The organism is bacterium (genome assembly GCA_013360215.1).
Taxonomy (GTDB): domain Bacteria; phylum CLD3; class CLD3; order SB21; family SB21; genus JABWCP01.
This window is the reverse complement of record JABWCP010000044.1, coordinates 1-14,653: the sequence shown is the minus strand read 5'-3', so window position 1 is coordinate 14,653 and position 14,653 is coordinate 1. Positions and strand designations below refer to the sequence as shown.

Sequence of the window (14,653 nt, the reverse complement as noted above, 5' to 3'; positions counted from 1 at the left end):
ACGAGAACATTCGACGAGAACATTCGACGAGAACATTCGACGAGAACATTCGACGAGAACATTCGACGAGAACATTCGACGAGAACATTCGACGAGAACGGATACGTTTTTTGAATTGTGCTACAGTAAAAAAATAATACACATGGTGAAGCAAATCAATACCTAAAATCGGACATTCCGAGAAAACTTTACCGTCAAAATACTAACACTAATAAACCGCATAAATATGTAGGGTAGCGTGTGCATTTTACGTGAAAAGTTTTTATAAATCACGTTGATATTCGATTGATATCTGTCTTTTCTCTTGTGTTCTGTGAGCGTCAAATATAAATTGATATGATGATATCATTGAAATTAAACTTTTTATCTATGCTTTATTGTAGTGTTGAAAAAAAATTATTTCTGATATTTATGATCTCGTTGGTACTGACATCGTGTGCAGAAAAAAAGGAATTTCAAAACGCAGCATTTCTTTCGACATCTGCATTTGCGGATAGTATCAAAAAAAGTCCAGATGCTTTATTGATCGATGTACGAACACGCAAAGAATACCTGTCCGGTCATATTCCCGGTGCCGAAAATATCAACTGGGCCAACATGGGGTTATTTGAATACCGCGCCGACCGGTGGGATCCAGAAAAACCGATATTATTATATTGTTCTGTCGGAGGGCGAAGTACCGGTGCGCGACGCGGCTTGATCAAAAAGGGCTTTAAGCGTGTGTATGAATTGGATGGAGGATTTATAAGCTGGCGAGCAGCGGGATATCCCAAAACGACTACATCAGAACACGACGGCATGAGTCGCGATAGTTTTGATTCTTTAACCCGTTCAAAAAAACCGGTGTTGATTGATTTTTACACCCTGAATTGTTCGCCATGCCGACAGATGGAACCTATTATACATGAAATCGCAGATATGAATTCTTTTGATGTGGTTACGATAAATATAGACGAACATCCGTTGATTGCCGATACTTTGCATATTCATACCGTGCCTACGTTTCATATATATAAAAACAATCGCCTCACTTGGTCGCACATAGGGAGAGTCAGCAAAGAAAAGTTATTGGAAGAGCTGCGACCATAAAGTGTGTGCGATATCCAAGCCGGATAAAATAGATAACGATTTCCCTGCATTGTGCAGATTTGTTTCAAATGCGAATGCTGGATACGATAAGGCTTTTATCTTTTTCTAATATTTCTTCCGGCACGGAGAAGCGAATAGCATGCTCTAACACTTCGATAATTTTCTTTTTAGGGTAAGAACGATTGTACACCAAACTGATCTCACGTTTGGGAGCCGGGGGCGCAAAAGGGCGCATGTACAGCTTCTTCTTTTCATCGGATAATTCCGAAACTGCTAAATACGGCAACAGCGTCATACCGTAATTTTGTTCCACTAATTTTCTAAGCGTATCCAGATTACCACTTTCGAAACGCAATGCTCCTTTGTGTTTAGGGGTTATGTTTTTCTTTTGTTTGCATAGTGCGAGCGTCTGGCTGCGAAAACAATGCCCTTCGGTCAGAAGCCACATGTCGCCGTTTTGCAGATCGTTGATGTGAATTTTTTTCTTGGTGCTTAGTCGGTGTTCTTCGGATACATATGCGACGAAGGGTTCGTAGAACAACGGTTTTTCGGCTAAGTTCTTATGGTGCAGCGGCGTAGCTAAAAGCCCTGCATCAAGGTCGTTTCGATTCAATCGTTCGGTGATCTCCCGCGTCTGCAATTCCTCGATGACCAATTCTACGCGCGGATGTTTTGTGATAAAATCCTGCAGAAAAAGATTGAGCAAATAAGGTGCAAGCGTGGGGATAATACCGATGCGGAAAATTCCTGCGACTTCGGTGGTTTCGGATTCTACGGACTGGATGATTTTATCGCTTTCGCGCAAAATCGCTTGGGCTTGTTCGATGATCGTGCGGCCGATGTCGGTCGGAGCTACGGGTTTCTTTCCTCGGTCAAATATCGTTACGCCTAATTCTTCTTCCAATTTCTGAATCTGCATGCTCAGGGTCGGTTGTGTGACAAAACGATCTTTGGCCGCTTTGGAAAAACTACGGTACTTTTCGACAGCGACAATATAGGTGAGTTGCAGTAATGTCATTCAATTTTAATATAGATATTATCTATTATTAAATAAGAATAATCAATTTGACTTATGAAATCAAATGGGTATCTTTAAGACGTAAAAAACGCATGATATCATCAGTTCGTCAATTCAAATCTTAATACTAAAATCGTCCTACGAATTCATCTAAAAACAGGGAGAAAAAGGTTATGAGTGAAATCAGCAAGTGTCCGTTCCATGCGGCTGGCCGCGGAACATCCAATCAGGACTGGTGGCCCAACCAGTTGAATCTGAAAATCCTGCATCAGAATTCGTCTTTGTCCAATCCTATGGGTAAAAAATTTGATTACGCCAAAGAGTTTAAAAAACTCAATCTCAAAGCCATCAAAAAAGATTTGTATGCGCTCATGACGGATTCGCAAGAGTGGTGGCCGGCCGACTACGGTCATTACGGCGGTTTGTTTATTCGTATGGCCTGGCATAGTGCCGGTACGTATCGCATTGCTGACGGACGCGGCGGTGCCGGTAACGGTACGCAGCGTTTTGCACCGCTCAACAGCTGGCCGGACAATGCCAACTTGGACAAAGCGCGTCGTTTGCTGTGGCCGATCAAACAAAAATATGGAAACAAAATTTCATGGGCCGATCTGATGATTTTGGCCGGTAATTGCGCCCTAGAATCTATGGGCTTCAAAACTTTTGGTTTTGCCGGTGGGCGCGAAGATATATGGGAACCCGAAGAAGATATTTATTGGGGTTCCGAGACCGAATGGCTCGGCGATAAACGCTATAGTGGCGAGCGCGATTTGGAGAATCCTCTCGGTGCTGTGCAAATGGGATTGATCTACGTTAATCCGCAAGGACCCAACGGTAAACCCGATCCGGTCGCTTCGGGGCGCGATATTCGCGAAACGTTTGCGCGTATGGCTATGAATGACGAAGAAACCGTAGCGCTCGTTGCAGGAGGACATACGTTCGGAAAAGCGCACGGCGCGGCGCCCGATTCCCATGTCGGCCGTGAACCGGAAGCGGCGGGTATCGAAGAACAAGGTCTTGGATGGATCAGTAAATATGGTAGCGGCAAAGGCGATGACACGATCACCAGCGGTATCGAAGGTGCATGGAAACCCAATCCGACGCAGTGGGACAACGGATACTTTGATATGCTGTTTGGTTATGATTGGGAATTGGTAAAGAGTCCTGCCGGTGCATGGCAGTGGACACCAAAAAACGTAGCGGATAAAGATCTTGCGCCCGCTGCGCACGATGCGACTAAACGTGTGCCAACGATGATGACCACGGCGGATATGGCGTTGCGCATGGATCCCATTTATGAACCGATTTCACGTCGCTTTCACAAAGATCCGCAAGCGTTTGCCGATGCTTTTGCGCGTGCATGGTTCAAACTCACGCACCGCGACATGGGTCCGCGTTCACGTTATCTCGGCGAAGAAGTACCCAAAGAAGTTCTGATCTGGCAAGACCCTGTTCCCACCGCTGATCACAAACTGGTCAATGAAAAAGATATCGCGGCGCTGAAGAAAAAAATCAGCGAATCCAAGCTGACCGTCTCGCAGTTGGTATCCACCGCATGGGCTTCGGCTTCTACATTTCGCGGTTCGGATAAACGCGGCGGCGCCAATGGGGCACGCATCCGTCTTGCGCCGCAAAAAGATTGGGCGGTCAATCAACCGGAACAATTGAGCGCGGTATTGAACAAATTGGAAAAAATCCAAAAAGAATTCAATCGCGCACAACCCGGAGGAAAGAAGAAAATTTCGCTCGCGGATATGATCGTGCTTGGCGGTTGTGTCGGTATCGAATTGGCTGCAAAACAAGCCGGACAAAATATCACGGTACCTTTCTCGCCGGGACGCACGGACGCTACGCAAGCGCAAACCGATGCCGCTTCTTTTGCCGTCCTCGAACCGGTCGCCGACGGATTCCGGAATTACCTTAAGGCCGATTACGATGTGCCGGCCGAAGAACTTCTGATAGATAAGGCGCAATTGCTGACACTCACTGCACCGGAAATGACGGCGCTCATCGGCGGTATGCGCGTATTGAATGCCAATCACGGTCAAACCAAACACGGCGTGTTTACGCATCGTCCGGAAACATTGACCAATGATTTTTTTGTTAATCTGCTTGATATGCGTACGGCGTGGGTGGCCTCGCCGGGCGCTAAAGGCGTATTTGAAGGACGTGATCGTACGACCGGCGAATTGCGTTGGACCGGTACTCGCGTAGATTTGGTTTTTGGTTCCAATTCCCAATTACGCGCATTGGCGGAAGTATATGCACAAAGTGATGCACAGAAAAAATTCGTACAGGATTTTGTGGCAGCATGGACTAAAGTGATGAACGCTGATCGCTTTGATCTTGCATGATATTGGCCAGACGATAATCTAATTGAGATAACCGGCAAGTGTTATACGTAGCTTGCCGGTTTTTTTTATTCAGTAGAAATGCCATGCAGCTAATCAGTAACATCTTGGGTTTCTCAAAAAACATCGCACAAAGAAGTTAACCTATCCATAAAACTTATTTGATATATTGCTTTCGGATTTATAAATAGTAGAGAGGTGGTTTTATGAGAATTTTAGTATTCGGAGCCAGCGGGGCTACAGGGAAATTGGTAGTATCACAATTGGTTAGCAAGAATATATCCGTGAGAATTATTATACGACCGACGGCGATAATACCGAGTGAAATTTCCGAGCATACAAACGTAGAAATCGTGCGAGGGAATATTCATGAGTTTTCTATGGATCAGATCAGCGCGCTCATAAACGATTGCGATGCAGTGGTGTCTTGCCTCGGTCATAATTTGACATTCAAAGGGATATTTGGTAAACCGCATCAACTTGTTTTTAATACCGTAAAAAAAATCACCGACGTATGGAGCACTGCGCAAAACAAAAAGAAATTCGTGCTGATGAGCACTACAGGATATACGAATAAAGCGCACGGTGAGAAAGAAACCTTTGGAGAAAACGTAGTATTTTCGTTGTTAAAATTACTTTTGCCGCCGCATACGGATAACGTGAATTCGGGGGATTATTTGTTTGATCGTGTAAAAGATTCAAAACAATTAGAATGGGTTGCGGTTCGACCGGATTCACTGATTGATGAAGAGCGAGTCAGCGAATATGAGATCGTTGATACCAGAAAACGTAGTCCGATATTTGATGCCGGTAAAACGAGCCGAATCATTCAGAAGATATCGCTTGACCAATCTGACTGGTATGCGGTACACCTTCGCGGTGATTACGGCGACCGAGGGCGCTTGATTCGTAGGTTGAGTAATAGGAAAGCCGATAGGCATGTTATATTGATTCACGACTATCAGGGCAACATGACGGCCGAACGGCTTTGGGAATACGAAAAGCAGAAGGAGTTATAAAACAATGAAACGTACACATCAACAGCAGAAAGAATATGAAGATATTAGAGACATCATAGAACACGATGCACCCGTGATGTCTGAGGATATTAAATTGGCATGGGTTGGTCGATTATTTACACTTTATGAGGTAAATCTTTTAACCAAAGCAGACTATAATGATTTTGTAGCAAAGCTTGGATTTAACGAGTCCGAGACACGTAAAATATACGATGCACTCGCAGGTGGGATAACTAAAAGAGAGGGATGATGTTATGAATAACGCTGTCATGATCTTCTTTATTTTTATTTTGGTTTCGTGTTCAACAATAGAACAACCTAAAAGTAAGAAGCAAGAACCGAAGATCGATAGATCAACTCCAGATAAGTTAATTCAAACATCATGGAGTTTACAAATTTGGCGTGACACAACGACAATCGATACTTTCTATTCAGAGCCTTATAATTCTAAAAGATTAAATGATTACTTCAATAAAGTTCGTAAGAATAGTTTCAATAAAAGATTAAAGGCTTATGAATTATCTCCAAACTTAATTGATAAAGTTGAGGTACAAAGCGATAGTCGCGCTGTTGTGGTAGTGCAAGAATATGATTATAACATGGAAGAGTCGCAGAAAGTTTCTATAATTTTATCTAAAGAAAACGGAGAATGGTTTATTGATGATAAGATTTATGACTGCAATTTTTGTGATAAAACTGGCAAGGTTAAGCGGTATTTTGGGCTTGAACAATGTAGTTATTGTAATGGTCTCGGTAAACGCAGTTACTACTATCGTTTTTTTAAATAAATATTTAAGAAACTATACATATTAATTGTCAACTTTAGCAAATCATAAGTTCAATGTTTTATTGTTAAATTGTCAACTACTGTTAAATTTCACATCGCAACCTAAAAATCTAAGTATATATTAATCAAACGTAGCTTTCTTAATTATCGCTAAAAAATTGGTAAAAATTCTTAAATATTTATTAAATGTGTAATACGTTATTTTCATCAACGTCATCCTATGATGAAGGTGGAGATGAACGATGACGTATTGATCTGCGATTCGGGATTGGCGTGTGATACATTTAATATCATCACCAATTTGGTTTTTTCCCGATCAAATATAAATACCGTCAGAGATTATATCCGGACTACACGGCGTCCATTTTCTTGTTGGGTCGGCCCGGGGCGGTGCACGCCTTCCCAATCTCGTATACTGGAAGAAAATGGATTTGAATTCGTCGAGTCAGAAAAGGCGATGTGGCTTGATTTGAATCAAATTCACGAGGTTCCGCCTATTGAAAATTTCGCGATGCGAAAGGTTTTATCCGATAGCGATGTGCTGAGTTTTGCTCACATAACGGCAAGTAATTGGACGCCACCTGATCAAAATGTCATCGCATTTTACACGATGATTGCTGGGATGGCGTCTAAAAAAAAATGCCCTATTGAATTTTTTATAGGAAATTACGAAGACGAACCCGTTTGTACGGCCGAAGTCGTGATGGAGAATAACGTGGCCGGTCTTTATAACGTAAGTACGCGTGCATCGCATCGAAGAAAGGGATTGGGTTGGGCGACGACTATGTTTTGCCTTCTGGAAGCCAAAAAAAGAGACTGCACGGCAGCTGTATTGCAAGCATCGGTTGAAGGTGTTCCGCTCTATAAAAAAATCGGTTTTATAGATGTGGGTGAATATCAAGAGTACAGACTGAACGAGCGTTTTACATAAGTAAAAGGAATTAAATCATGGGAAACACGATTCGTCTACACCGCGTTTTGAAGGCTACTCCGGAAAAAATCTACCGCGCATTTACAGATACCGATGCGATGGCGCGCTGGCTGCCGCCGCACGGATTCACGTGCAAAGTGCATCACATGGATGTAAAAATAGGCGGTACGTTTAGAATGTCTTTTACTAATTTCACAACGATGAAAAGTCATGCGTTTGGCGGTGAATTTTTGGAGCTTACACCGTATGAACGTATTCGCTACACGGATAAATTTGACGATCCCAATCTTCCCGGCGAAATGATGGTTACGGTGGTCTTAAAAAAAGTTTTGTGCGGTACGGAATTGAACATATCGCAAGAAAATATACCGGAGGTCATTCCGCCTGAAATGTGTTATTTAGGTTGGCAGGAGTCTTTGTCGTATCTTGCGCATCTGGTAGAGCCTGAGATTCAAGAGTAATTGAAGGCAAATTTACAAATACAGGTATCTTGGCACGTCGTTTAAGTTCTTACCCGGCGCCCTTAGAATTCGGTGTAATGAGTATTATTATATAAGCTTGTAATATTCTCGCAAAGCCGCAGAGTGATTAATAAATCTTCATTGCGACTTAGCGTCTTGGCGAGGGATATATTCTATTGTGTGCGCCCTGGTACGTCGTTGAAGTTCTTACCCGGCGCCCTTAGAATTTGGTGTAATGAGTTTTATTAGATAAGCTTGTATTATTCTCGCAAAGCCGCAGAGTGATTAATAAATCTCTTCATTGCGACTTAGCGTCTTGGCGAGGGATGAATTCAAATACGGACAGTTCGCTGTTTCGCTTAGGTTCCGGCTTATGATAAATTAACGCGAATAAAATTCCTGTAACACGCGTTCGGCAGGTTTTTCGCGGAATTGCAGCATTTTATCAAACCCTTTCCACGTTGAATTGGCGCTTTCCCATTTCCACCAAAAGTAACCTTTGAACCAGGGTTTACCCCGATATGTTTCTAAAATCGTACGGTAAGCGAAAGCCTGCTTGTCAAAATCCGCAGGGACGTCATCAAATTCTTCGTGTGGACTGATGAGTCCACGGGCGCCACTTGGGAAACCTACTTCCGTAAACGCGACAGGTTTTTTCCACTGCGATGACAAAACGGCGAGCCGTTCTGCGACTTGACGTGCCATCAGGATTGACGAATCCGGCGGTGTAGCGACGGTGTGAGCGAGCGGGAAGTAAGCGTGAATGCTTATAAAATCAAGATCATCCCAAAAGCCGATATGCTCGTATTCATCAAACCAATTCCCACCGTACGTGATGATACCGCTGTATGCCATGCGTATGTGACGGATGATGCGTTTCCACATGGCGGTATCGCGTGTCATCCGGGGCAGCTCAAGACCTATACACATGGACTCCATACCGGCAAGTTCTGCGATGAGGCCTTGATACGTCGCATATTGAGCATATGAATTTTCCCATGCGATCCGGTCGGTTGAGTCACGAATATCAATTTCGCCGCACCATGCACCGCGTACCCAGATATGAGGTTTCATCATGATATGGATGCCGAGATCATGCGCATCATCGGCGGCTTTGAATAAACCTCCGAGCGTCTCATCCCAATGACGATCTAAAACAAAATGTACACGAGGTTCGGTCGTGCTTTTCGCATAACCAAATGGTGTGAGTGAAATGGCGTCAACGCCTATTTCCTTAAGACGCTGCATCGAAGTCCGGGATTGTTTGGACATATAGCCGCTGCCGACACCGTTGGTATGTGCGAAACAAACACCTTTGAAATACGGAATGCTGTCCGGAGGGAATACGTGTGCAGGTGGCGCCACTTGCAAAGTCGGTTCAAATTTTGCAATAAAGGGGTTGGGATTTGCAAAGATCGAATGAATTTGATCGTGATGCTTTTGCCAAAACTGAACAGCTAACATCGTGTACAAAAAAGGATTTTCAAAATTTTCAGGTGTAGTTATTAATCGCTCTTTGTTTGTCAGGCCGAGCAACGCTGATTTTTTATCCCACCAAGGTAAAGGCATTCCGTAATATGTCCCGCAATATAGCATAGCGAGCCCCTCGGTGAGGCGCGGATATTTTTCCCCATAACACAATTCGGCGATATACGCCGCAATAATTTCATTCAATCGCAAGCGGGTCAGTTTCATATCCACAAGGTGGATAGTACGTGTACTGCGATCGTATGAATATTCAATCGTGTTTTTAGTGGCGCTCCATTTGGATTCAAAATCAGGATACATTTGAAGCGTGATCGGTTTTTGATGCCATGCATCTGCAGGAAAATGGCCTAATATCTCACAGAGTTTTTGTTTGTCTAAAAAAGGCATCGTATCGGATGTCACGATAAGGCTGTCCAGCTGCGACAAACGAAGCGGAGTTCCAGTTGGTGCAGGCACCATAGAAGAACCGCAGTGAGTATGGAGCAACCCGAATATCAAAGCGATTACGGTGTGTAATGGATTAATCCGCTTTGGGGACAACAAAAAACCCATGAAAGAACTTTCTGTAAAAGTTCGTTGAATTGATAACAAGCGAAGCAAACCGCGAGGGGTTTGATAAACGATGTAAGCCGTATTCTATTAAAATTTAAACGACGCCCGAAAAATCTAATGCCACGACACGTCGTACACTGGGCAATTTTTTTATCGTACTGATGACATCAGAATGAACGGGCGAATCGACGGTTACGAGTGCCATCGCTTCAGTCTTGCCTTGATTACGACCGAGATGAAAGTGGGCTATATTGATGTCCGCGTCACCTAAAATTTTTCCAAGATTACCGATAAAACCGGGTTTGTCATCATTGGTACTGAAAAGCATCGATGCGCTTAGAACGGCTTCCAGTGTGATGCCATTGACCTCTACGATGCGCGGTTTGTCGCCGTCAAAGAGTGTACCTGAACAACTGAATGATTCTTTTTCGGTAACGATCCGCAAGCGAATTAGAGTTTTGTAATTTCCTTCGGATTCGATTTTAGTTTCACTTACGGTCATGCCGCGTTCTTTAGCAATATATAACGCGTTGACCATGTTGACGTTTTGATCAAATGCGACCATGACACCTTGTGCTAAAAGTAAATTGAGCGGCTTAGTATTGAGCGCGGCAACGTGTCCTTCGTATTCAAAGGTGATTGATTGAATAGGCGATTGCTGGAGTTGGCCGGCTAATGTTCCGATCTGGCGCGCTAATTTGAAATAAGGCTTGAGTGCCGTGGCTTCGGCGGCGGATATGGAGGGAATATTCACCGCATTGGTGATCGCACCCGTGTTGAGAAAATCGGACATTTGTTCCGCGATTTGCAATGCGACGTTTTCCTGAGCCTCGTTGGTTGAAGCGCCCAAATGGGGCGTCAGCACGACATGCTCCATGCCGAATAAAATATTTTCTTTGGCGGGCTCGACTTCAAACACGTCCAGTGCGGCTCCGGCGATATGTCCCGAATCGATGGCCGATTTCAATGCCGGTTCGTGAATAAGTCCGCCGCGTGCGCAGTTGATAATTCGTGCGCCTTTTTTGCAACGTGCTAATCGTGCCGCATCGAAAAGATGGCGTGTCGCGTCGGTGAGCGGTGTATGCAGTGTGATAAAATCAGCTTGTGCTATCGCGTCGTCCAATTCGGTTTTTTCAATGCCGAGCGACTCCGCACGTTCCCGTGTTAAAAACGGATCATACGCTAAAACACGCATTCGCAATCCGCGTGCGCGGTCGGCAACAATGCTGCCGATATTACCGCAACCGATTACGGCAAGTGTTTTTCCGGTCAATTCCACACCCATAAATTTACTTTTTTCCCACTTGCCGGCATGGGTGGAAGTGCTGGCTTGCGGAATGCGCCGGGCAAGCGCCATCATCATAGCCACGGCGTGTTCGGCCGTAGTGACAGAATTGCCAAACGGCGTATTCATCACGACGATACCGCGTGCCGTGGCCGCCGGCACATCCACATTGTCCACGCCGATACCGGCCCGTCCGATGACTTTGAGCCGTGTGGCGCGTTCGATCACTTCGCGTGTGACTTTGGTTTCAGAGCGAACGGCAAGTCCGTCGTAATCCGCGATGATTTCGATCAGTTGTTCTTTGGTCAATCCGTGGCGAACATCCGCCGTAATGCCGTGCCGTTGGAAAATTTCCGTAGCGGCAGGGCTGAGTTTGTCGGAGATAAGAATCTTAATCATAATATTTTTCGGTTTAGAATTTCAAAGTACGTGCAATTTCGTCATGAGCCCAATCAAGCCAGGGAAGTAATAATTTTACATCCGCCGGATTGATCGTCGCACCGCACCAGATGCGCAGACCGGGAGGTGCATCACGATAGGAACCGATGTCGTAAGCCGCACCTTCTTTTTCGAGCAATGCGGCAACATCTTTGGCAAATTTGACTTGTGCATCCGGAGACAGCGACAGATACATGTCGGACTTCAATTTTAGACAGACGGATGTATTGGAAATCGTTTTCGGATTTTCTGCGAGAAAAGCATACCGCGGCGATGAGGCAATCCATGTTTTTATTTCCGATAAGCTTTGCTGCGAACGCGCGATCATAGCTGTTAATCCGCCTTCACGGATCATCCAATTTAATGAGTCCAAGGCATCTTCGATGCACAACATGGATGGGGTATTGATCGTGGCACCGGTGAAGATCTCTTCGTTGAGTTTTCCTTTTTTTAAAATCGTAAAAACTTTGGGCATAGCGATGATCGGAGGAAAAGACTCCAGCCGCTGAATGGCCCTCGGCGATAGGATCAAAACACCGTGGGCACCTTCACCGCCCATGGATTTTTGCCACGAATACGTGAGCACATCTATTTTTTTCCAGTCTATAGGCATGGCAAATACGGCCGAAGTTGCATCGCATATCGTCAGACCCTCACGATCGTCAGGTATCCACGTTGCATCAGGAACACAAACACCGGAGGTTGTGCCGTTCCACGTAAAAACTACATCGTGGTGAAAGTCAACCTGCGTGAGATCCGGGATTTGCCCGTATGGAACTACCATCGGACGTACGTTGACTATTTTCAATTGTTTTTCGACATCATAGACCCATTCATACCCAAAATTTTCCCAAGCCAGCATATCAATGCCCCGCGATTCTACGGAAGGGTGGCCGAAAAAATTCCATAACGCCATTTCGATGGCACCGGTATCCGAGCCGGGTACGATCCCGAGCCGGTAATCATCGGGAACACCGAGAATTTGTTTGGATTTTGCAATGACTTCTTCGATTACGGCCTTCGAAACTTTAGCGCGATGAGAACGTCCTACGGTACGTGACGGGAGCTGATCGGCGCTCCAACCCGGACGTTTGGCGCAAGGACCGGATGAAAAAAATGTGTTTTGAGGTTTGACGGATGGTTTGCTCATAAAGGATGTACTTTTATTGTAATGGGTATATAGAGAACACAAAAAGCGTGATCGCATGCATCACGCTTTAATATAACATTCTCTCAATAAAAATATGCAAATTATTATGAGCGCATAACGAACGGTAAAAATTAGTTATACACTACTTTCATGACTTTTTGTTCGTCGCGAATTCCTTTGAGCCGCGCAGTAAACGGTTGGATACTCTGCGCGCGTGACAGCAATTCGTTTTTTACGCCGAGATCATCAAATACATTGCGCGTGATCAGAATTTCATTGCCATCCCCGAGCGCTTCGACACGGGCAGCGATATTGACCATCGTACCGAAATAATCAAGCCGGTTATTGAGCGTCACCATCAAAGAATTACCCACGTGAATACCGATGCGTATCGTCACGCCGTCTTGCAACTGCATACTTTCGTTAAACGTGCGGAATTTTTTTTGGGCATCGATCGCGGCACCGACGGCCTCGGATGTTTTAGCAAAACTGGCCATGACGGCGTCGCCGATAGTTTTGACGATCACACCGCCGTGGGCATGGATGGCTTGTTCGAGTACGTCAAAATGTTGTCGAACGATTTTAAAAGCCCGCGCATCGCCGAGTTGCTGATACATTTGCGTCGAACCTTTGAGATCGGTAAACATGATTGCAACATGGCGAACGGACAAATTTTCCTGCTCGGAAAGAAGTTCATCGGAAAAGTACTTACGAAAAATCGGTGAATTGATGATCTGAAATCCGTTCAACCTCTGATCCGCCGGTGCGCTTTTTCCTTCACCCGTATTTTCCGGTAGCGGGCGTACGTTGCCGCTGATGCTAAATGTCACTTCGATGGTGTTATCAAGCTCACATACAAAATCGCTTTTGCACATCACGCAATGGCTGCCCGAATGCATATGCCCGAGCGAATCATGGTTTTCCGTTTTGCCGTTGCACATCGGGCAGCGAATATTCCAGTGCAGATCAAATAACCCGAACTTGGTAGCCCATAAAAAAAGAGCGGTCAGTTCGCGTATATCCACGCCCCACGATTCGGATAATCGGTATAAATTGATCGAAGTCGCCTCGGTATCGCTGCATTGAGTGATCCATTCTTGTAGTTTATCTAAATGACGTATTCCATGGTCATTTTCCGTTATTTGCTTCAGCGCACGCTGTACAAAATCAGTATTGATGGCTGTTTTCGGCATGTTCCTCTCCTTATATGGTACACGCCTACTAACGTAGAGTCAGGTGATTTATTCCGTGATTAAATTTCCTTGACTTTGGCGGGGCTAAAACCTACAATCGCGCGTTAGTGAACCCTAAACCCAAATATCATGTATCGAGGAGAAAAAACCATGTTAAAGAATCTCATCCTGAGCGCGTTTGTGCTTAGCCTGATCAGTTGCGGCAAACCCAGCAACATCGAAGAATTTCAGCGCTTAGTGCAAAAAGTCAGCAAGAAAAACGAAGAGATCGGTTCCATCAATATGGAAATTGCGGAAGCCGTTCGTAAATACAACGAGTCCCGCAAAGCTGACGAACAGCCTATCGTTTTACCGGATTCTATGATGGGATTGAATAAAGAGCAGCTCAAACTGATTCAGGACATGATTTCCAAAGAACAGGATATTTCGACCAAAGGTATGCTCACCCAGATTATTGATAAAAATAAAACCATCGAAAAGCTCAATGCGGATTTGGAAGATATGAAAGCCAAACTGCCGCGTCCTGTCGTCGTCAAAGCCGGTGATACGCATCACAAAATCGGCTATGATTTTTTGACGAAAGAAAAAGGCGTAGATCCTAAACGTGCAAATGAATTGTTGGAACAATCCTTCTTGGCCGATGATCTTTTGCCGGGCTTTAATGTATGGGTGTATTATAATGATGATGTGTTCGGTACGTTTGTCAATCAAGGCAACGTGCGCATTTCGCCCAATCAGTTCAGCCGCATTATCCGTAAAAAACAAATGGACGATGCCCGTGAAGCCGGTCGTCAGGAAGCTACCGAAAAACCCGCAGAGCCTGCAGCGAAGTAATATTTGAAAATGATGATAAAAAAAGGCGGCCGATGAGCCGCCTTTTTTGTTTATGTT

The 14,653-nt window shown here is 44.8% G+C and carries 13 protein-coding genes; 8 read left to right on the top strand and 5 right to left on the bottom strand.

What is annotated here, in order from left to right:
- The first annotated feature begins 411 nt into the window (after window positions 1–411).
- Window positions 412–1,089 carry a conjugal transfer protein TraF gene (traF, locus tag HUU58_15615; GenBank protein NUN47102.1) on the top strand — a complete coding sequence of 226 codons (678 nt, stop codon included), beginning with the start codon at window positions 412–414 and terminating at the stop codon, window positions 1,087–1,089.
- A 64-nt stretch (window positions 1,090–1,153) separates the two neighbouring features.
- On the opposite strand, the gene HUU58_15610 is transcribed toward traF, so the two are convergent.
- Window positions 1,154–2,107, bottom strand: coding sequence for a hydrogen peroxide-inducible genes activator (locus HUU58_15610; protein NUN47101.1), 954 nt, complete (start codon window positions 2,105–2,107; stop codon window positions 1,154–1,156).
- 173 nt (window positions 2,108–2,280) lie between these two features.
- Here HUU58_15610 and katG point away from each other — a divergent pair, with 173 nt between their 5' ends.
- The 6 genes from katG to HUU58_15580 all read left to right on the top strand — a co-directional run bounded on the left by katG (window position 2,281) and on the right by HUU58_15580 (window position 7,656).
- Window positions 2,281–4,461, top strand: coding sequence for a catalase/peroxidase HPI (katG, locus tag HUU58_15605; protein NUN47100.1), 2,181 nt, complete (start codon window positions 2,281–2,283; stop codon window positions 4,459–4,461).
- A 203-nt stretch (window positions 4,462–4,664) separates the two neighbouring features.
- The gene (locus HUU58_15600; protein NUN47099.1) at window positions 4,665–5,477 is read left to right on the top strand and encodes an SDR family oxidoreductase; all 813 of its coding nucleotides are present in this window, start codon (window positions 4,665–4,667) and stop codon (window positions 5,475–5,477) included.
- A gap of 4 nt (window positions 5,478–5,481) precedes the next feature.
- A complete protein-coding gene (locus tag HUU58_15595; protein ID NUN47098.1) occupies window positions 5,482–5,727 on the top strand; it encodes a hypothetical protein in 246 nt (81 codons plus the stop codon).
- A 4-nt stretch (window positions 5,728–5,731) separates the two neighbouring features.
- Entirely contained in the window at window positions 5,732–6,265 is a 534-nt protein-coding gene (locus tag HUU58_15590; protein ID NUN47097.1) for a hypothetical protein, read from the top strand.
- 234 nt (window positions 6,266–6,499) lie between these two features.
- Window positions 6,500–7,195 (top strand): GNAT family N-acetyltransferase, encoded by a 696-nt coding sequence (locus HUU58_15585; GenBank protein ID NUN47096.1) that lies wholly within the window; start codon window positions 6,500–6,502, stop codon window positions 7,193–7,195.
- 17 nt (window positions 7,196–7,212) lie between these two features.
- The gene (locus HUU58_15580; GenBank protein NUN47095.1) at window positions 7,213–7,656 is read left to right on the top strand and encodes an SRPBCC family protein; all 444 of its coding nucleotides are present in this window, start codon (window positions 7,213–7,215) and stop codon (window positions 7,654–7,656) included.
- Between the two features lie 381 nt (window positions 7,657–8,037).
- Here HUU58_15580 and HUU58_15575 read toward each other — a convergent pair whose 3' ends face one another.
- The 4 genes from HUU58_15575 to HUU58_15560 form a co-directional block, all read right to left on the bottom strand.
- A complete protein-coding gene (locus HUU58_15575) occupies window positions 8,038–9,603 on the bottom strand; it encodes a hypothetical protein (GenBank protein NUN47094.1) in 1,566 nt (521 codons plus the stop codon).
- Between the two features lie 187 nt (window positions 9,604–9,790).
- Window positions 9,791–11,380, bottom strand: a complete 1,590-nt coding sequence (locus tag HUU58_15570; protein NUN47093.1) for a phosphoglycerate dehydrogenase — start codon at window positions 11,378–11,380, stop codon at window positions 9,791–9,793.
- Between the two features lie 13 nt (window positions 11,381–11,393).
- Entirely contained in the window at window positions 11,394–12,569 is a 1,176-nt protein-coding gene (locus HUU58_15565) for a phosphoserine transaminase (protein ID NUN47092.1), read from the bottom strand.
- Between the two features lie 131 nt (window positions 12,570–12,700).
- On the bottom strand, window positions 12,701–13,762 hold the full coding sequence (locus tag HUU58_15560) for an adenylate/guanylate cyclase domain-containing protein (protein ID NUN47091.1): 1,062 nt from the start codon (window positions 13,760–13,762) through the stop codon (window positions 12,701–12,703).
- Window positions 13,763–13,912: 150 nt separating this feature from the next.
- Here HUU58_15560 and HUU58_15555 point away from each other — a divergent pair, with 150 nt between their 5' ends.
- Window positions 13,913–14,596, top strand: a complete 684-nt coding sequence (locus tag HUU58_15555; GenBank protein NUN47090.1) for a hypothetical protein — start codon at window positions 13,913–13,915, stop codon at window positions 14,594–14,596.
- Window positions 14,597–14,653 lie beyond the last annotated feature (57 nt).

Excerpts from the sequence above, each read along its gene's own strand:
- traF (NUN47102.1), top strand. The coding sequence starts at position 412 with ATGATCTCGTTGGTACTGACATCGTGTGCAGAAAAAAAGGAATTTCAA.
- HUU58_15610 (NUN47101.1), bottom strand. The coding sequence starts at position 2,107 with ATGACATTACTGCAACTCACCTATATTGTCGCTGTCGAAAAGTACCGT.
- katG (NUN47100.1), top strand. The coding sequence starts at position 2,281 with ATGAGTGAAATCAGCAAGTGTCCGTTCCATGCGGCTGGCCGCGGAACA.
- HUU58_15600 (NUN47099.1), top strand. The coding sequence starts at position 4,665 with ATGAGAATTTTAGTATTCGGAGCCAGCGGGGCTACAGGGAAATTGGTA.
- HUU58_15595 (NUN47098.1), top strand. The coding sequence starts at position 5,482 with ATGAAACGTACACATCAACAGCAGAAAGAATATGAAGATATTAGAGAC.
- HUU58_15590 (NUN47097.1), top strand. The coding sequence starts at position 5,732 with ATGAATAACGCTGTCATGATCTTCTTTATTTTTATTTTGGTTTCGTGT.
- HUU58_15585 (NUN47096.1), top strand. The coding sequence starts at position 6,500 with ATGAACGATGACGTATTGATCTGCGATTCGGGATTGGCGTGTGATACA.
- HUU58_15580 (NUN47095.1), top strand. The coding sequence starts at position 7,213 with ATGGGAAACACGATTCGTCTACACCGCGTTTTGAAGGCTACTCCGGAA.
- HUU58_15575 (NUN47094.1), bottom strand. The coding sequence starts at position 9,603 with ATGGTGCCTGCACCAACTGGAACTCCGCTTCGTTTGTCGCAGCTGGAC.
- HUU58_15570 (NUN47093.1), bottom strand. The coding sequence starts at position 11,380 with ATGATTAAGATTCTTATCTCCGACAAACTCAGCCCTGCCGCTACGGAA.
- HUU58_15565 (NUN47092.1), bottom strand. The coding sequence starts at position 12,569 with ATGAGCAAACCATCCGTCAAACCTCAAAACACATTTTTTTCATCCGGT.
- HUU58_15560 (NUN47091.1), bottom strand. The coding sequence starts at position 13,762 with ATGCCGAAAACAGCCATCAATACTGATTTTGTACAGCGTGCGCTGAAG.
- HUU58_15555 (NUN47090.1), top strand. The coding sequence starts at position 13,913 with ATGTTAAAGAATCTCATCCTGAGCGCGTTTGTGCTTAGCCTGATCAGT.